The sequence below is a fragment of the Collinsella acetigenes genome (assembly GCF_012844445.1).
Taxonomy (GTDB): domain Bacteria; phylum Actinomycetota; class Coriobacteriia; order Coriobacteriales; family Coriobacteriaceae; genus Collinsella; species Collinsella acetigenes.
Genome location: NZ_JABBCP010000002.1, coordinates 109,634 through 124,671, shown reverse-complemented (window position 1 = coordinate 124,671; position 15,038 = coordinate 109,634). Strand labels below are relative to the sequence as shown.

The 15,038-nt window shown below is 58.0% G+C and carries 14 protein-coding genes; 2 read left to right on the top strand and 12 right to left on the bottom strand.

The window, feature by feature from the left end:
- Positions 1-13 precede the first annotated feature (13 nt).
- From HF320_RS03555 to HF320_RS03505, 11 genes are all read right to left on the bottom strand, one after another.
- Positions 14-799: an ADP-ribosylglycohydrolase family protein gene (locus tag HF320_RS03555; protein ID WP_169277094.1), complete on the bottom strand. Its 786-nt coding sequence runs from the start codon at positions 797-799 to the stop codon at positions 14-16.
- 277 nt (positions 800-1,076) lie between these two features.
- Positions 1,077-1,790, bottom strand: coding sequence for an SDR family oxidoreductase (locus tag HF320_RS03550; RefSeq protein WP_169277093.1), 714 nt, complete (start codon positions 1,788-1,790; stop codon positions 1,077-1,079).
- Between the two features lie 356 nt (positions 1,791-2,146).
- Complete coding sequence (locus HF320_RS03545) at positions 2,147-2,506, bottom strand: hypothetical protein (RefSeq protein ID WP_169277092.1); 360 nt, start codon at positions 2,504-2,506, stop codon at positions 2,147-2,149.
- A 91-nt stretch (positions 2,507-2,597) separates the two neighbouring features.
- Positions 2,598-3,029 (bottom strand): hypothetical protein, encoded by a 432-nt coding sequence (locus HF320_RS09010; RefSeq protein ID WP_211158941.1) that lies wholly within the window; start codon positions 3,027-3,029, stop codon positions 2,598-2,600.
- Positions 3,030-3,044: 15 nt separating this feature from the next.
- Complete coding sequence (locus HF320_RS03535; RefSeq protein WP_211158940.1) at positions 3,045-3,671, bottom strand: YczE/YyaS/YitT family protein; 627 nt, start codon at positions 3,669-3,671, stop codon at positions 3,045-3,047.
- 519 nt (positions 3,672-4,190) lie between these two features.
- Positions 4,191-5,207, bottom strand: a complete 1,017-nt coding sequence (locus tag HF320_RS03530) for a sugar-transfer associated ATP-grasp domain-containing protein (protein WP_169277090.1) — start codon at positions 5,205-5,207, stop codon at positions 4,191-4,193.
- A 78-nt stretch (positions 5,208-5,285) separates the two neighbouring features.
- Positions 5,286-6,425, bottom strand: coding sequence for a tRNA guanosine(34) transglycosylase Tgt (gene tgt, locus HF320_RS03525; protein WP_022387674.1), 1,140 nt, complete (start codon positions 6,423-6,425; stop codon positions 5,286-5,288).
- 142 nt (positions 6,426-6,567) lie between these two features.
- Complete coding sequence (locus HF320_RS03520; RefSeq protein WP_169277089.1) at positions 6,568-7,728, bottom strand: FprA family A-type flavoprotein; 1,161 nt, start codon at positions 7,726-7,728, stop codon at positions 6,568-6,570.
- Between the two features lie 175 nt (positions 7,729-7,903).
- On the bottom strand, positions 7,904-8,557 hold the full coding sequence (locus tag HF320_RS03515) for an amino acid ABC transporter permease (protein WP_169277088.1): 654 nt from the start codon (positions 8,555-8,557) through the stop codon (positions 7,904-7,906).
- A gap of 33 nt (positions 8,558-8,590) precedes the next feature.
- Entirely contained in the window at positions 8,591-9,481 is an 891-nt protein-coding gene (locus tag HF320_RS03510) for a substrate-binding periplasmic protein (RefSeq protein ID WP_169277087.1), read from the bottom strand.
- 218 nt (positions 9,482-9,699) lie between these two features.
- The gene (locus HF320_RS03505; RefSeq protein WP_169277086.1) at positions 9,700-10,500 is read right to left on the bottom strand and encodes an SDR family NAD(P)-dependent oxidoreductase; all 801 of its coding nucleotides are present in this window, start codon (positions 10,498-10,500) and stop codon (positions 9,700-9,702) included.
- A gap of 216 nt (positions 10,501-10,716) precedes the next feature.
- On the opposite strand from HF320_RS03505, the gene HF320_RS03500 reads away from it, so the two are divergent.
- Positions 10,717-12,474, top strand: a complete 1,758-nt coding sequence (locus tag HF320_RS03500; RefSeq protein ID WP_169277085.1) for a coiled-coil domain-containing protein — start codon at positions 10,717-10,719, stop codon at positions 12,472-12,474.
- A 541-nt stretch (positions 12,475-13,015) separates the two neighbouring features.
- On the opposite strand, the gene HF320_RS03495 is transcribed toward HF320_RS03500, so the two are convergent.
- A complete protein-coding gene (locus HF320_RS03495) occupies positions 13,016-13,966 on the bottom strand; it encodes a DMT family transporter (protein WP_211158939.1) in 951 nt (316 codons plus the stop codon).
- A 169-nt stretch (positions 13,967-14,135) separates the two neighbouring features.
- Between HF320_RS03495 and HF320_RS03490 the strand changes: the two genes are divergently transcribed.
- Positions 14,136-15,008 (top strand): LysR substrate-binding domain-containing protein, encoded by an 873-nt coding sequence (locus tag HF320_RS03490; RefSeq protein ID WP_169277084.1) that lies wholly within the window; start codon positions 14,136-14,138, stop codon positions 15,006-15,008.
- Positions 15,009-15,038: the final 30 nt, after the last annotated feature.

The following is a 15,038-nucleotide window of genomic DNA, read 5'->3' as shown; positions in this document are numbered from 1 at the left end:
CCAAGCCGTCTATCTACGGCAGGCACGCCTCGATAACATCCTTGCCCCTGAGCGCATCCACCCAGCTGCTAGGTATGCCATCGAAGCCGTAGACAATACCAGCAAGGGCGCCGGCAACGGCGGCGGTCGTATCGGTATCGTCGCCAAGGTTGACAGCCGTCAGCACGCACTCCGCGTAGCTCGACGTGTTGGCAAGGCACCAAAGTGCCGCTTCGTACGTATGGAGGACATATCCGCCAGAACTGATCGAGCCACGTGGCTTCCCTGCGTCAACCCCGCCCATGGCCACGGCATCGCCAACCGACATGCCGTCGACAAGCGCCTTGGCAACGTGCACCATTTGCACGCATGCCTCGGTTGAAGTCGGATGTGCATGGGTGATGGCGGAAACAGCGCGGACCTCATCGTCCGTCACATCAAAAAGCGCCAAAGGAACCGTGCGCATAAGCGAGCCATTGCCGTTATCGCGCTCGCCAGACAGGCCGTGGCCCGCAATGAGCGCCTGCGCCGTCGCGTTGCCGATATCGAAAAGTCCGTCGCATGTATAGGCGCCGTCACGATACCACGCCAGAAACCTCGTGCGGATGTCGTCAGTATCAATGCAGCCCAGCTCACGATAGCTGTCGCATATCGCGAGCGCCATGGACGTGTCGTCGCTCCAGGTGCCTGCCGGCTGTCCATGCGTACCAAAGCCGACCATCCCAGTGCACTCAAACGTATCCCGCCCGCGAAACTCAAACGGAACCCCCAGCGCATCGCCAACAGCCTGGCCGTATATGCAGTCTCGAACGTTTGCCATGACGATTCTCCTTGCCCTCGACAGTTTCTTTCCAGTCTCTCATCGGTAATCAGACAAGCACTACCCCAAAGCAACAATGTCCGTGTTAGTGAGACAGCGCCAACCGTCGCGCCGCCTGTCACCATAAGAACGGGCGTCACCTAGGATAAATATGGACATGCCTGCGACTCCTCGTAGACAAATCGTAAGCCCTCGCGCGGACAAGAAATGCAATGAGCGCACAGCGGTCGTGCGCTTACGCGCCGCCAGGCCACCGCCCCGCAGCGACCCAAAGCCCCTAAAACGGCGCCTTTGTCACACGATGGAGACGGATCTCGTCGCAAACGGCATCGCTGCGATGCGTGAGCAGGTACTCCGCCGCATCTGCAACGTCCTCTGGCAAAATCATGGGCGTTCCCACAATCTCGGGACGCACCTTGGCAACCATGCCGGTCAAAACGCCTCCCGGGGAGATGAGGTGGACGCGAACGCCGTCGTCAAAGACCTCGTTGGCAAACGACTTGGAAAGACCGCACAGGGCATGCTTGCTCGCAACATAGGCGCTCTGATTGGGATAACCCTCATGGGCAACGACGGAGCAGACGTTGATAATCTCAGGCGATGGCGATGCCTTAAGGAGCGGCAATGTCTCGCGCATGAGGATGAACGGAGCGCGCACGTTCGTTGCCATCACGGCGTCGAACTCCTCAGTCGATATGCCCTCCAGCGGCCCCGATTGCACGATGCCCGCATTGTTCACCAAGATATCGAGCCCGCCAGTTGCGCGGATGTACCCCACAAGCGCAAGGATGCTGCTCTCGTCCGTAAGGTCACAGGTGACGGTCTTGGTGGCACCGGGACAAAGGGCAGCGGTCTCATTGAGCGTGACGCCGGTCCTGCCCACCAGGACAACGTCGCAGCCAAGCTCGCTCAGCCGCTGGGCAACAGCCCTGCCAATGCCCGAGCCCGCACCGGTGATCAAAGCTCGACGTCCCTCGATGCTCGTTTTCATTTGCACTCCTCCCGCTTGAGGCTTTTTGATAATTCTGCTGAATGCATCATAGGGCCGGCAACCTTTCTTTTTATTTCCAACGTCAAAATTGCAAGAAACGCTGTGGAAGCGGCCAGAATGGGTTTGAAACGTCGCCCGATTAAACTGCTAGCTGTACGACAGCAGCATCGTCTGAACGGCTCCCCCACTCCCGCAGCTCAAGCAGCCACACCGGATGCCAGGATTAATTGCCCCCTCCGCGAATTGCTCTGCTCCCCTTGTCGTGCGCCCCTTGACAGCTCCATCGGGCAACCGATGGGGATGAAGGAGCATGCGCGCGAAACCGGCAGCTAGAACATCAACCTAAAGCGGAAGCCTCATGCGTAAGCCTCCTCCGGGAAGTTGCCATCGACGGCAGCATACGCCATGCCGTCGCGGTCTTCCCAACTCGCGCAGACGTAGCAGTTATAGCTTTCGAGCTTCTCATCTTCGCCGGCGAGCCAGGTCGGCTCGAAATCGGGAACCAAACCGTTTGGAACGACCCATCCGAACATATCACAGCAGTGCTTGCCGCCAATGATCTGCTGGTGGACGTCTATCGTGTCGAAGAAGAAGCTCATGTCGTGAGGCGCGAGCTGCGCGTTCAGGAGATCGATGGAGTCCACGACGTATTTGCTGTATTCACCGGTCAGGTCGTTCGCGTACCTTATCCCAAAATGCGCCGCAGCAGCCCCCATGCTCGAAAATCCAACCCTAGTATTCTTTCTGACGCTTGGTTACCGGCTAAATCAGCACTTTCCCATAAGAGTATCTGTGCCGAATAATTTGCTATCCGTCCTCTAGCATCCTCTTTTTGAATTTTGTCGTGATCTCCCGAGTAACCTGCTCGCGAGTCTTTTCGCCAGACGCCATGGCTCTTAAGTTCTTATAGCAGTCTCGCGACAGCGGCATGTTTTCCAGGGCCATGGTCGCAGCGACCTGCTCAATCATCTTTTCCTGTTTAGCCCCTATGCTTTCGCTTGTCATCGCAGGCCTTTTCTTTTCAATTCGCTTGGATACCAGATGGATCGATGCCGCATGCCAAACACAACCCGGCAAAAGCAGAATTGCCCGCATCCCTCGCGGGGCACTTCGACTCGTCATGATCATCCGCAAGCAGGCTCTTTTGATATATGCATGATAAAACGCCGTGCGGACACGCCATTTAATGAGAGGCAACAAATCGGTAGACGCAACTTGCTGCAGCACCGGTTTAGCCACGACGACGCCGCGCAATCAACAGTCAAGATGCAGCAGCCAATCCTTCAATGCACCAAAACGCTTTGTGATAGCCCCGTGCACCGTCCCTACCAGCACGGCCGCAAGAATAGTCCCAATGCCCACGCTGCCTAGGCCACGAATCACGAACAGGCAGGTCGTCAACGAGATAGCAGCCATCGTGCAGTCAAAGCCGATCTTGACCTTGGAAAAATCGACACCGGTCACCCGAGAAACCGCATGCATGGCTCCCTCCCCCGCCAAGGGAATCAGGTTTGTGGGAAGGTACAGGAAGATGCCCCACGCAACGAAGAGCGCACTTACGAATATCATGGCAACGCGAACGACAATAAGATCGGCCACTGGCAAAAACGTCACCAAGTAATTGCAAAACGTCGTAAAGTAGCCAAACACCACGCCGGCAACGATTTGCAGAAGCTGAACAGGATGAAACTCACGTCGCAACAGCAGAATCTGCAACAAGACCAGAGCGATATGGAACAGAATCGTCGCCTTTCCCATTTCTATCCCCCACACGCAAGTCATCGTATAGGGAATAGAGCTAACAGGAGAAACTCCCAGATTCGATCTAACCGAAAGAGCAACGCCAATCGCCATGATAAAGAGCCCAAAGATATAAACCAAAATCCGGACCCTTAAATTCTTCATCGCTCAGCTACCCCACATTCAAACATCGGAAAATGCACCGCGCGTCACACGGACACGTCTGCCGGGCACATCATAGAGTGACACCGAACATTTGATGGCAGACAACAGAATAGAAATCAGCAAGCGCCCTATTCGCCGCGGCGCAATTGCGCAGACAACACTCCCGCAGCCACGCCAACCCCTACCCTTGCAATCAAAAAATGCGGTTATAGGTAGGTTGATCCAAAAGACGCAAATAGACCCCGCCTACAATGACCATTTTCCTGCATAAACGCGCACGCAAACGATTCCCTACTCAGCACCCCCTCTTCAACCTACCTATAACCGTATTTTTTCGCCCAGTCACCCACCCAACACGCACGGCACCCCCTGTCAAAACGCAAAAAAGCCGGCCCCTTTGTCCACGCGTCCGTCGCAAAGAGCGGCACATGAACAAAAAGGGCGGCTAAAACCAACTCATCAGGGCCGGGCAACGCGCCTCAAACCCATCAGCACCTACAGCTTGCCAAGGTACTTCTCAAACTGCGGCTTGAAGCCAATATGGTCAGGCGCCTGACTCGGCATTTGCGGGAAGGCATCATGACCAGGCAGGTTGTTTGCCTCGATGAACAGCGGGCCGTCCTCGGTGATAGCAACGTCCCAGCCCACATAGCCCATGCCCGGAATCTTTGCTGCAGCCGCATGGCACAGATTCATAACCTTGTCCCACATGGGAATCTGATAGCCGGGCAGCTCGGTGCCGGAGCGCGGGTGACGCTCGTACACATGAAACTCCTTGTCGCAGGCAGGGCCCGCAATCTTTCCCGTCTCCAGGTCCACCACGGCGTACATGCCACCAGCGTTGATGTTATCTACAGGGCGGTCGCTGTTGCCCATGCGGATGCACGCATAGATCACATGCGGCTCTCCGTCCTCGGGGCGCACCGTGTACACGCGGATGGTATTCACCGAACCCGGATAAATCTTGGCCATGGCGGGGTGCTGTACCACCACGTCCTCAATCAGGTCGGCACCCGAGCCCTTTAGATAGTCATACAGGGCATCCAGCGAATCAAAATCCGCCACCTTGAGCTTTTCCACGCCCTGGCCGCAGCACAGATCGCTCGGCTTGGCGATAATCTGCTCGCGTCCCTCCATAAAGGCGAGGAACTCCTCCTTGGAGCAAGTAGAGAAATGCAGCCATCCGCGATGCAGATACTCGTTAAAGAACTCATAGAACTCGTTCTTGTTATCCACCAGGTGGTAATACTCCGGATTATTCAGACGGCGCACAATGGTGTTATTAACCCCTCTGGTCACAAAGGTGGCGCGCTGCGCATCGTTCATGTTGTAGAACTCCAGCAGCGAGTAATCCTTGTAGCCGGCACCAAACTTAAAGCCGCACTTCACCACGTCGGCAAACAGCCATACGCGGTTCTTCCCGCTCTTGTCATGGCAGTCCCCCACCGTTTGAAACAGCGCACCGTAATCCATGTGCGCGATGCAACGAAAGATATAACCCAACTTGCCCATAATGGCTCCTCGAATGCTCAGATAACCCAACGTGAGTATAGGCCGCCGTGCGTCAGCGCAACGCGACAGCGCGCACCCTTAATAGTCCACGGCGCCTTCGCTTGCCATCCACTCGCTTTGGAACTCGGCATAGCGTCCCTCGATAATCGCTTGGCGAGCACGGCGCATCAGGTCCAACAAGAAGTAGATATTGTGCTCGGAAAGCAAGATGCCGCCGAGCATCTCCTTTTGCGTGACCATGTGACGGATAAGCGCACGGCTGTAGCCGCCCGTGCACACCGGGCAGGTGCACTTGGGATCGATGGGGCCGTCGTCGTGCGCAAACTTGGCGTTGCGGAAGTTCAGACGACCCTGGCTGGAAAACGCCGTGCCCATGCGGCCCGTGCGCGTAGGCAGCACGCAGTCGAACATATCGATGCCCACGCCCACACCGCGCACGAGCGTGGTGGGGTTTCCCACACCCATGAGGTAACGAGGCTTGTTGCGCGGCATGTACTCAGAAGCAAGCGGCGCAAGCGTCTCGAACATCGTCTCGTGGTCCTCGCCCACAGAATAGCCACCGATGCCATAGCCGGGAAAATCGCCGCACTCTTCCAGATGCCTGAGCGAGCGCACGCGCAAATCCAGATGCATGCCACCCTGCACGATGCCAAAAAGAGCCTGGTCGGGGCGCGTATGCGCGGCGTAGCAGCGCTCGGCCCACTTGCTCGAAAGCTCAACGGCACGCTCCACATAGGCGCGCGTTGCCGGGTAGCCCGGGCACTGGTCCAGCTGCATGCAGATGTCGCTTCCCAGCTTCATGGCAATCTGCATGTTGTCCTCGGGCGTCCAGAACACATGACGGCCATCGTAGTCGGTCACGATAAAGCGCACGCCGTCGTCAGAGAGCTTGACGGCATCGTTATGGCTAAAGACCTGGAAGCCGCCCGAATCGGTAAGAATGGGACCGTGCCAGTTCATAAAGTTATGGAGCCCGCCCAGCTCATCAATCAGGTCCTCGCCCGGGCGCATGCTCAGGTGATAGGTGTTGGCAAGCACGATCTGCGCGCCCAACGCCTTAACCGTCTCGGTGGGGATGCCCTTGACGTTAGCCTTGGTTCCCACGGGCATAAAGATGGGCGTCTCGACATCGCCGTGCGGCGTGTGCAAAACGCCCGCACGCGCATGTGTCTTGGGATCCTCAGCGACGATGTCGTATTTGAAGAGGGATTGATCCATGTATTGGAGCTCCTTGTTGATATGCATGTACGTGCAGTAGTTTCGCACACAAAAACGGCGCGGGAGCAAAACCCGCGCCGTTTACATAGCGTTTCTGGTTGCAAGGCAATCGGCGGCGAGACGCCGGGTCCTCCGTACTCCCCTACGCTGAAAGCTCGTCGGCAAGCGTCGCGATCTGCGCGCGCGAATCGTCATCGAGCGCACCCAGGACGGTAACGCCCGCCTGGGTAAAGGTGATGTCAGAGAGCTCGGCAAGCTGCTTCTTCATAACCTTGGCCGCCATGGGCATCCAAGAACCGCCCTCGACCAGCGCGATCGTGCGGTTCTGGTAGTTATGCTCGGCCAGCGTGTGGATAAACGTGCTCATAAACGGGAAGATGCCCGTCGCATAGGTGATGGAGCACAGGACCAAGCGATCGTAGCGGAAGGCGTCTTCCACGGCCTCGGCCATGTCGTCGCGAGCAAGGTCGAACAGCGAAACCTTCTGGCCGCGCTCTTCAAGCGCTGCGGCAAGCTCCTCGGCGGTCTGTTTCATGTGACCGTAGACACTCGCGTAGGCGATAGTCACGCCACGGTCCTCGGGCTGATAAGAAGACCAGGTATTGTAGGTCTCCAGGTAGTAACCCAGGTTCTCCTTGAGCACGGGACCATGGAGCGGGCAGATAACCTGGATGTCGAGGCCGGCGGCCTTCTTGAGCACCGCTTGCACGTTCTTGCCAAACTTGCCCACGATACCAAAGTAGTAGCGGCGCGCCTCGCACGACCAGCCCTCGGGGTCCTCGATGTCGTTGGCACCAAACTTGCCAAAACCGTCGGCCGAGAACAAAACCTTGTCGTGAGCGTCGTAGGAAAACATGACCTCCGGCCAGTGCACGTTGGGCGCTGCCACAAAGGCAAGCTTATGAGCACCGAGGTCAAGCTCGCTGCCCTCCTTGACAACTACGCTGCAGCCCGCAAAATCGGTGCCAAAGTAGTTCTTCATCATCTTGAAAGCCATGGCCGAGGAAACAACCTGAGCCTCGGGATAGCGCTCCATGAAGGCGGCGATGCCCGCAGAGTGATCGGGCTCCATATGGTGAACAATCAGGTAGTCGGGCGTGCGACCGTCGAGCACGGCCTCGAGATTGCCCAGCCACTCGTCAACAAAATGAGCGTCGACGGTATCGGCAACAGCCACTTTATCGGAAAGAATCACATAGCTGTTGTACGACATGCCGTTTTCACTCACGTCATACTGGCCCTCAAACAAGTCGATGTCGTGATCGTTGACGCCAATGTAGCGGATATCCTCGGTAATCTCCATGATGCTCCCATCTCGAGCTGATCCCTGAATTCGTCATGCATTCTACCACGCGCGCAGTATGTTGCAGCAGCAGTCACATGGTATGCGCATGCGTCCCAAGCTTCAGCGAAACAAGAAGCAGCGCCGCAAGGTCAAGCACGCCCACGGCCGCCACGCGCGGCACGCCCGCACGCCCCTAGAGGCAAAACTTGCGCTCGATGGCATGCCCCGCAACGGTGAGCGCCATAACGATAAGGTAGTACACAACGGCCACCGCCAGGAACGGCTCAAACGCACGATAGGTCAACGCCTGCACGCTTTGAGCCGCGCGCATCATGTCCATAAGGCCAATGGTGGCAACAAGCGAGGAACTTTTGAGCACGGTGATGACCTCGTTCACAAGGGCGGGAATCACCGAGCGCAGCGCCTGCGGGATAATAATCAGACGCATCATGGTGCCATATGGCAGTCCGATGGCGCGGGCGGCATCGTACTGTCCGCGGTCAACCCCCTCGATACCGCCGCGCACGGTCTCCGAAACCGTCGCCGAGCCATTGAGCCCCAGCGTGATGACGCCGGCGCCAAACATTGAGATCTTATAGCCCGTGAGCTGCGGCGTTGCGAAGTACGCCATAAAGAGCAGCACGATGAGGGGCACACCGCGAAAGATCGACGTATAGAAATCGAGCAGCGCCCGCAGCGGACGGCAGGGCACCACTTTGAGCACGGCGATAATAAAGCCCAGCACAAGAGCGATTGCGAGGGCGGCCGCCGTGACCTCGCAGGTCACGGCCAGGCCCTCGACAAACATCGATATGTACGGCTGCAAAAGGTGGAACTTCATCGTCATGTACGCAAGCTTGATCAGAGGCGCGGCGGGCGACTACTTGCCCTGGGACTCGACGGTCGAGGTACCCGAAGCAGAGAAGTCGCCGTTCCACATGAAGTCGGCACCCACGTACTTTTTGATGTACTTGTCGATTGTGCCGTCCTCGAGCATCTCCCCAATGCAAAGGTCGAGCTCGGTCACAAAGCTCGCGCCCTTGTTGGACATCAGACGATAGACGCCCACATGGTCGGCGGTCTCGGCGCGGTCGAGCAGGCCGAGCACCAGGCCCTCGTTAGCATCGCGCATGGACTGGCCCTCGGCACCATCGCACAGGTAGGCGTCGATACGGCCGGCAAGCACCTCCTGCAGGCACTGGTCGCCGCCGTCGTACGTGTGCACGTCGGCGTCCGGCATCACCTTGGTGATGAACTTGTTTTGCACGGTACCGGTAGTGCAAGCGATGGACTTGCCCGCAAGGTCCTGGACGCTCTTGATGGGGTCCCCGCCCATAGTGAGCACGCCTACAAGCGGCTGATAATAGCCGCGCGTAAAGTCGTAGGTCTCCTCGCGCTCCTCGTTGGCGCTCATCGCCATGGTGAAGGCGGTGTCATTGCCCTGGATGGACGCGAGCGTGGCAGCGAAGTCCTGCGGCTCGAAGGTATAGGTGAATCCCAAGCGCGAAGCCATCTCGTCGGCAATGGCGATGTCGAGACCCACGACCTTGTGCTTGCCGTCTGCATCGGTATCGATATAGCGATACGGGGCAAAGGCATCGTCTCCCACAAAAGTGAGCTTGGCGCCCTTGATACCAGTGGCGGTCGCCGCGGCAGAGCCAGATGCGGCAGAGCCCTGGGCGGCGTTTTGAGCAGAACAGCCGGCAAGCGCGGCGACGGCACCCCCGGCGAGAAGCCCAACAAAACCGCGACGGGAGATAGAACACGTCATATTAAAGCCTTTCGACAAGATGCGGCACTAATCAGCACGCTCCATTCTACGGCGTAACCTATCGCAGCTCGCACGACGATGAAAACTAACCAGGGCGAAACATGCCCTGTGTGCCAAACCCAAACAAAGGGCACACAAAACGATAGCCGCACATCAAAAATGGGCCCCGCGCAAACGCGGAGCCCACCGGCACTCAAACGACATGAGCAGATGTCAGCCTACGGGCGCTGGCCCATGCCGCCCTCGAGGGTGACGGTCTCGCCGTTCATGTACTTAAAGTCGGGCCCGCACAGCTGCACGACCACGCGGCCGATTTCCTTCTCGACGTCACCGTAGTGACCCGCCGGCGGCATATGGACATTGGCCTTGAACGCCTCGGGATAGGCAGCCTCGAAGTTCTCGAGCTGAGCCGTCCAGGCAAGCGGGCACACGACGTTAACGTTGATACCGTCGGGACCCCACTCGTTTGCAGCCACGCGCGATAGGCCGCGGATGCCCTCTTTCGCGGCAGCATAGCTGCACTGGCCGAAGTTGCCAAAGAGGCCGGCGCCCGAGGCGAAGTTCACCACAGAGCCCTTGGTCTCCTTGAGGTGCGGGTAGGCCTTCTGCATGTACAGGTAGGTTGCATAGAGACCGGAGTAGATGGCAAGGTTGAACTGATCCATCGTGTGATCGGCGATGGTCACGCCCGAGGCGGAAGCCTGTGCGTTGTTAACCACGGCGTCGATGCGGCCAAACTCTTCGATAGCCTTGTCGATAACGTTTTGGACCACAGCCTCGTTATCCTGACCAGCCGAGACGTCTGCCTGCACGGGCAGCACCTTGATGCCGAACTCGGCCTCAAGGCTCTCCTTGGCAGCCTCGAGCTTCTTGACATTGCGCCCGGTGATAACGAGGTTCGCGCCCTCTTTGGCGAACGCGATATCGATGCCATAGCCGATGGACCCAGCGCTGCCGTCCTTGAGTGTCGCCTTGCCACCGCCGGTTACGATCACGGTCTTTCCGTCAAACAGTCCCATGTGATACTCCTATCGCATCGAAGCTTCAAATCTCCACGGGCGAGGGCCCGAGGTTTAAACCACTAATGTAGCTGAGCGTTTGCGCCCTCGACGCCAAAAATGGAGCCAAATGGGGTGAAAGGCAACACCTCACCGTCATTCGGTGTTCACGCGCGGGTATAAGATTGAACAAAACGATTGTAAGGTGCGCATCGGGCGCACACAGATAGGAGCGCCATGAGCGAAGACATCAAGACGCCAGATTCCCAGGTAGATGTAGACGAAATGGAAAAGACGGATGCCGAGCAGGACAACCTGGACCAGATCGAGGGCATCGAGGCCACGACGAGCGATGCAGCGCGCCCGGAGGGTGCCGTACTCGAGGACGACGTCGCGGAGGCCAACGACAACCACGACGACGATGAGCGCACCGACAATGCAAGCGAGCCGGCGGGCGAGAAGCATGCCGATGACAAGAGCGAGCCGGCGGGCGAAGAGGCCGACACCGACGAGCAGATTGAGCCCGGCAAAGAAGACGACCAGCAAGACAGTACCCCCCTCGCCCTCGACGGCGTGCCCGTGCTCGCTGATGTCGCCGCCACCGTGTCTGATACCGAAAACATCCCGCGCTTCCTCACGCGCGACCAGTATGAGCAAGTGGGAGACGATCCCGATCCTTTGCCCTCGGGCTTTGAAGTCATCGACGGAGGAATCTCGGCGACAGGCGGGGCTCAAACTCCCACTGTCCCCGACGAGGAAAGTGCCCCTAAGGAAGCGCTGCCAGCAAAACCAGAGGATGGCGCCGCGCAAGCCGTCGCCAAGGCCGGAGCTGCAATCGCCGACGCCGCCGCGAGCGTGGGCACGATGCTCTCGCAGGGTATGGGAGCCGTCCGCGAGGTGAGTGCCGCCCGACGCGCGCACAGTGAAGCGCGCGATCACCTGGACGAGCTCTCGCAAGTCATCGAGGAAAACGAGGACGAGCTTACGCATCGCCGCGATGTGGAGGCGAACTACGCTCAAATCGTTGCCGAACAGACCGCTCGCCAAGCTAGCTGCTTGGAGTCCGTACGTGCTGCCGTCGCCGCCCAGCAGGCGATCGCCAAGACAATCGACGACCTCAAACAGAGTCTCTCTGCCATGAAGGACGCAGACAAGGCAACCGAAAAGCGCCTTAAGTCGGCGCTTGACGCCGCCGAGTCCCAGGAGGCATCCGCACGAGAAGGGGCAAATCGCCTGGTAAGACGTGTAACCGACGCTCAGCGCGGACTTGAATCGGCAAAAGCCGATCGCGAAACCAACCTTGCCGCCGCACGGAAGGCCGTGGAGAGCGCACAGGCACGCCTCAACGCCCTACGCGAGGAATTCGCCGAAATCCAGCGCAATCCGTCTGCGAACTCTGCCGCATACAGCGTACGCGGCACTGAACTCGAAAACGATATCTCCGACGCCGCCGAGCAGCTCCGCACCGCACAAGAGCAGTTGCCGCGCCTTACCGCCGAGCTCGACCAATCCATTGCCGACGCCGAAGCGGTCGTGGCCGAAGCCAACAAACCTATCGAAGAAGCCCGCTCTTCGTTCCGCGATGTCTCAAATGCCACCGCCGAAGCTCGCGACGCTTTAGACGCCGCTCGCAAAGACGCCGAAACCCGTCAAAAGGAACTTCGTTCCCAGATCAACGAACAGGAAAAGGCTCTCAAAAACCAACAGAAAGCCCAGCAAGAAGCCCAAGACGACGCCGACAACGCGGCAGAAATCCTCGCCGACGCGAACGATATCCACGCTCACCCGGAAATCACTCAGCAGCTCGCCGCCCGTATCGACTCGGATAAGCAGTACCAGGCCCAGCAGATGCAGCAAGTCGAATCGCTTGCCGCAACCGAGAAGAATGTTCGCGAGCAAACGCGCACGTCGCGCCTTAAGTTCGTGGGCATTGTGGCAGCGATCGTCGTGGCGGTCGCGCTTCTCATCTTTTGCTGGACCACGTTTATGAAGTAGCGAAAGGCTTCGACCTCACGCGGCATTTAAGCTGTCATGGTAATGAAGGGGGCGCATCGGCTGATGCGCCCCTTTTTTTGCGCAGGTGATGCACAAGGCATCGCTCGAAGATGGCAACATGCCATGAATGCCCCGCAATCATGCGTTCACCGCCTGCTTACAGAGGGTAGATAGGGGGTTGCTTTTCAAAACTCTTCGAAATGTGTACCCTAAATCGATTTCTTCGAGTAGACAGCCGTTTGAATCAGCAAAACCCCAGGATTTCGAAGCTCAAACAGCCGCTCTACTCAGCATTTTGATTTTAGGGTACACATTTCGAATTGTTTTGTTCAGATAGCATTTCTTAAGACGCGAACGGGGTAAAGAAAAGCGTCATCAGCACCCTTATGCACATTGACGCGCAGCGCCTTCTCCAAGCATGAGCACAGCAAAGAAGGGCATGAGGCGCAGTGCGCTGCTCGCTGGAAGAATCAGAGCGCAAGATGCTCGTCGCCCACGCCCGGCACCGGACTACCGTCAGGTCAACGTCCTAAGCCATGCATCACATTACCGGCACAGAGCCATCCGGCATCGATTCGACGGGCTCATCCAAGCCCGGGGCAGCCTGATCGCCTTCACGGCCAGGCAGCGACGCCACCACAACGCCCGTCACCACGAGCACAGCACCAAGGTAGCCTTGCGCGGGAAGCGTCTCGCCCAGCACGAAAAAGGCCAGCACGGCAGAAGCGACCGGTTCGATTGAGAACAGCAAAGCAGTGTGCTCGGGCGTGGTATGCGGCTGCGCAACAGGCTGCAACACAAATCCAAATGCGCTGCACACAATGGCGAGCCCCAAAATGGCACCCCACTGCGCTGGCGTCTGCGGCAACGTTGGGACCTCGCAAACAAGGGAAAACACCAAGCCATATAGGCCGGCAAATCCAAGCTGCCACGTTCCAAGCAGCATGCCGTCGATACCCGGAGCCAGTCTATCGGTAGCAACAATGAACACGGCATAAAGAAGGGCGCCCGCCAGACAAAGAGCGTCTCCCGGATGCAACTCAAGCCCGCCGCGCAGCGAAAGCAAAGCGATGCCCGCAAGCGTCACCATAGTTCCCGCAATGATAGGACGAGGCGGCATGCGACGTTGAAGTGCCGCATTGATGATAGGAACGAACACGACTGCCATCGCGGTCAAAAAGCCGCCGTTTGACGCCGACGTCGTCTCGAGTCCATGGGTAAGAAACGCAAAAAGGCCGAACAGAAGCAGACCGAGCACGGATGCATATTTAAGAATAACGCGATTGGTATGGGCAATCTTGCGGAACGACACGGCTCCCACCACAGCAAACGCGATAAGAAAACGCATCGCGATTACCATGAACGGACCCATACCGCCCAAGCCGATCTTCATAAGGAGGTAGGAGCTCCCCCACCCCACGGCGACCAGGCCCAGGGCAATATCAGCCTTACCCTGAGTCCATGCAAATGAATGCACAGTCTTCGTGTTCATCGAGTAGCCCCCTTCCGTACTCCGTCCGCTTCATTCGACGGGACTGTTATAACCCCTTGATTTTCATTTGAGAAGCGAATGATTATTATTGAAGCCATTACAAGTTATTATGGCAAAAATGCGCCGAATACAAGACCGCCGCAACGCCTCGCAAACGTAAGGACCGCACGTGAACCGCTATGAAATCTTCTTGAAGGTCGCCGAGTGCGGCAATATCACAAAGTGCGCGCAGTCCGTGCACTACACGCAAGCCGGTATAAGCCACGCCATCGCTGCACTGGAAAAAGAGACCGGCCTCACACTCTTTGCGCGTACGGCGCGCGGCGTCACGCTGACCGAAAACGGGCGCCGCCTGTTGCCCTCGATTCAAGCGCTCGTGAACGACCAACACGCCCTCACGCAAGCGATCAATCAAATTGGCGGCGTGGTAGCGGGAACACTGCGCGTGGGGACCTTCACCAGCGTCTCGATGCAATGGCTGCCGCGACTAATTCAAAACTTCACCGCGCGCCACCCCGGCGTCGAGTTCGACCTGCAGGCAGGAGACTACGACCAAATCACCGAAATGCTCATGGCGGGCAAGGTCGACTGTGGCTTTTTGGCGGCGCCCGTGCACGAAGGACTCGAATTCTTCCCGCTCTACCGCGACCCCATGTTGGCGTTTTTGCCCAAGGGACACCCCCTTGCCCGTAAGCGTTCACTCACGCTCGACGATCTGCTGGATGAGGAACTGATCATTCCCGCACAAGGCTCGGACAACGACATCAACGCAGTTCTCAAGGAGACCGAGAAGCCCGCGAACATCCGCTACGTCCTCAACGACGACTTCTCGGTGCTTTCTATGGTCGAAGGCGGACTTGGCGTGGCAATCATGCCCGAGCTAATCCTCAAGAGCTGCAAGTCGTATCCCGTAGCAAGGCCTCTATCTCCAAAGCGCTACCGAACCATCGGCATCGCATCGCTGCCCAAAGGCGGCATCTCGATGCTCGCGCAGACCTTTATCGATTTCCTTGTTGAAGACGCACCGATGCATCGCATCTAATCGCCGCGACAAGAGGCAATGGCAGCACAG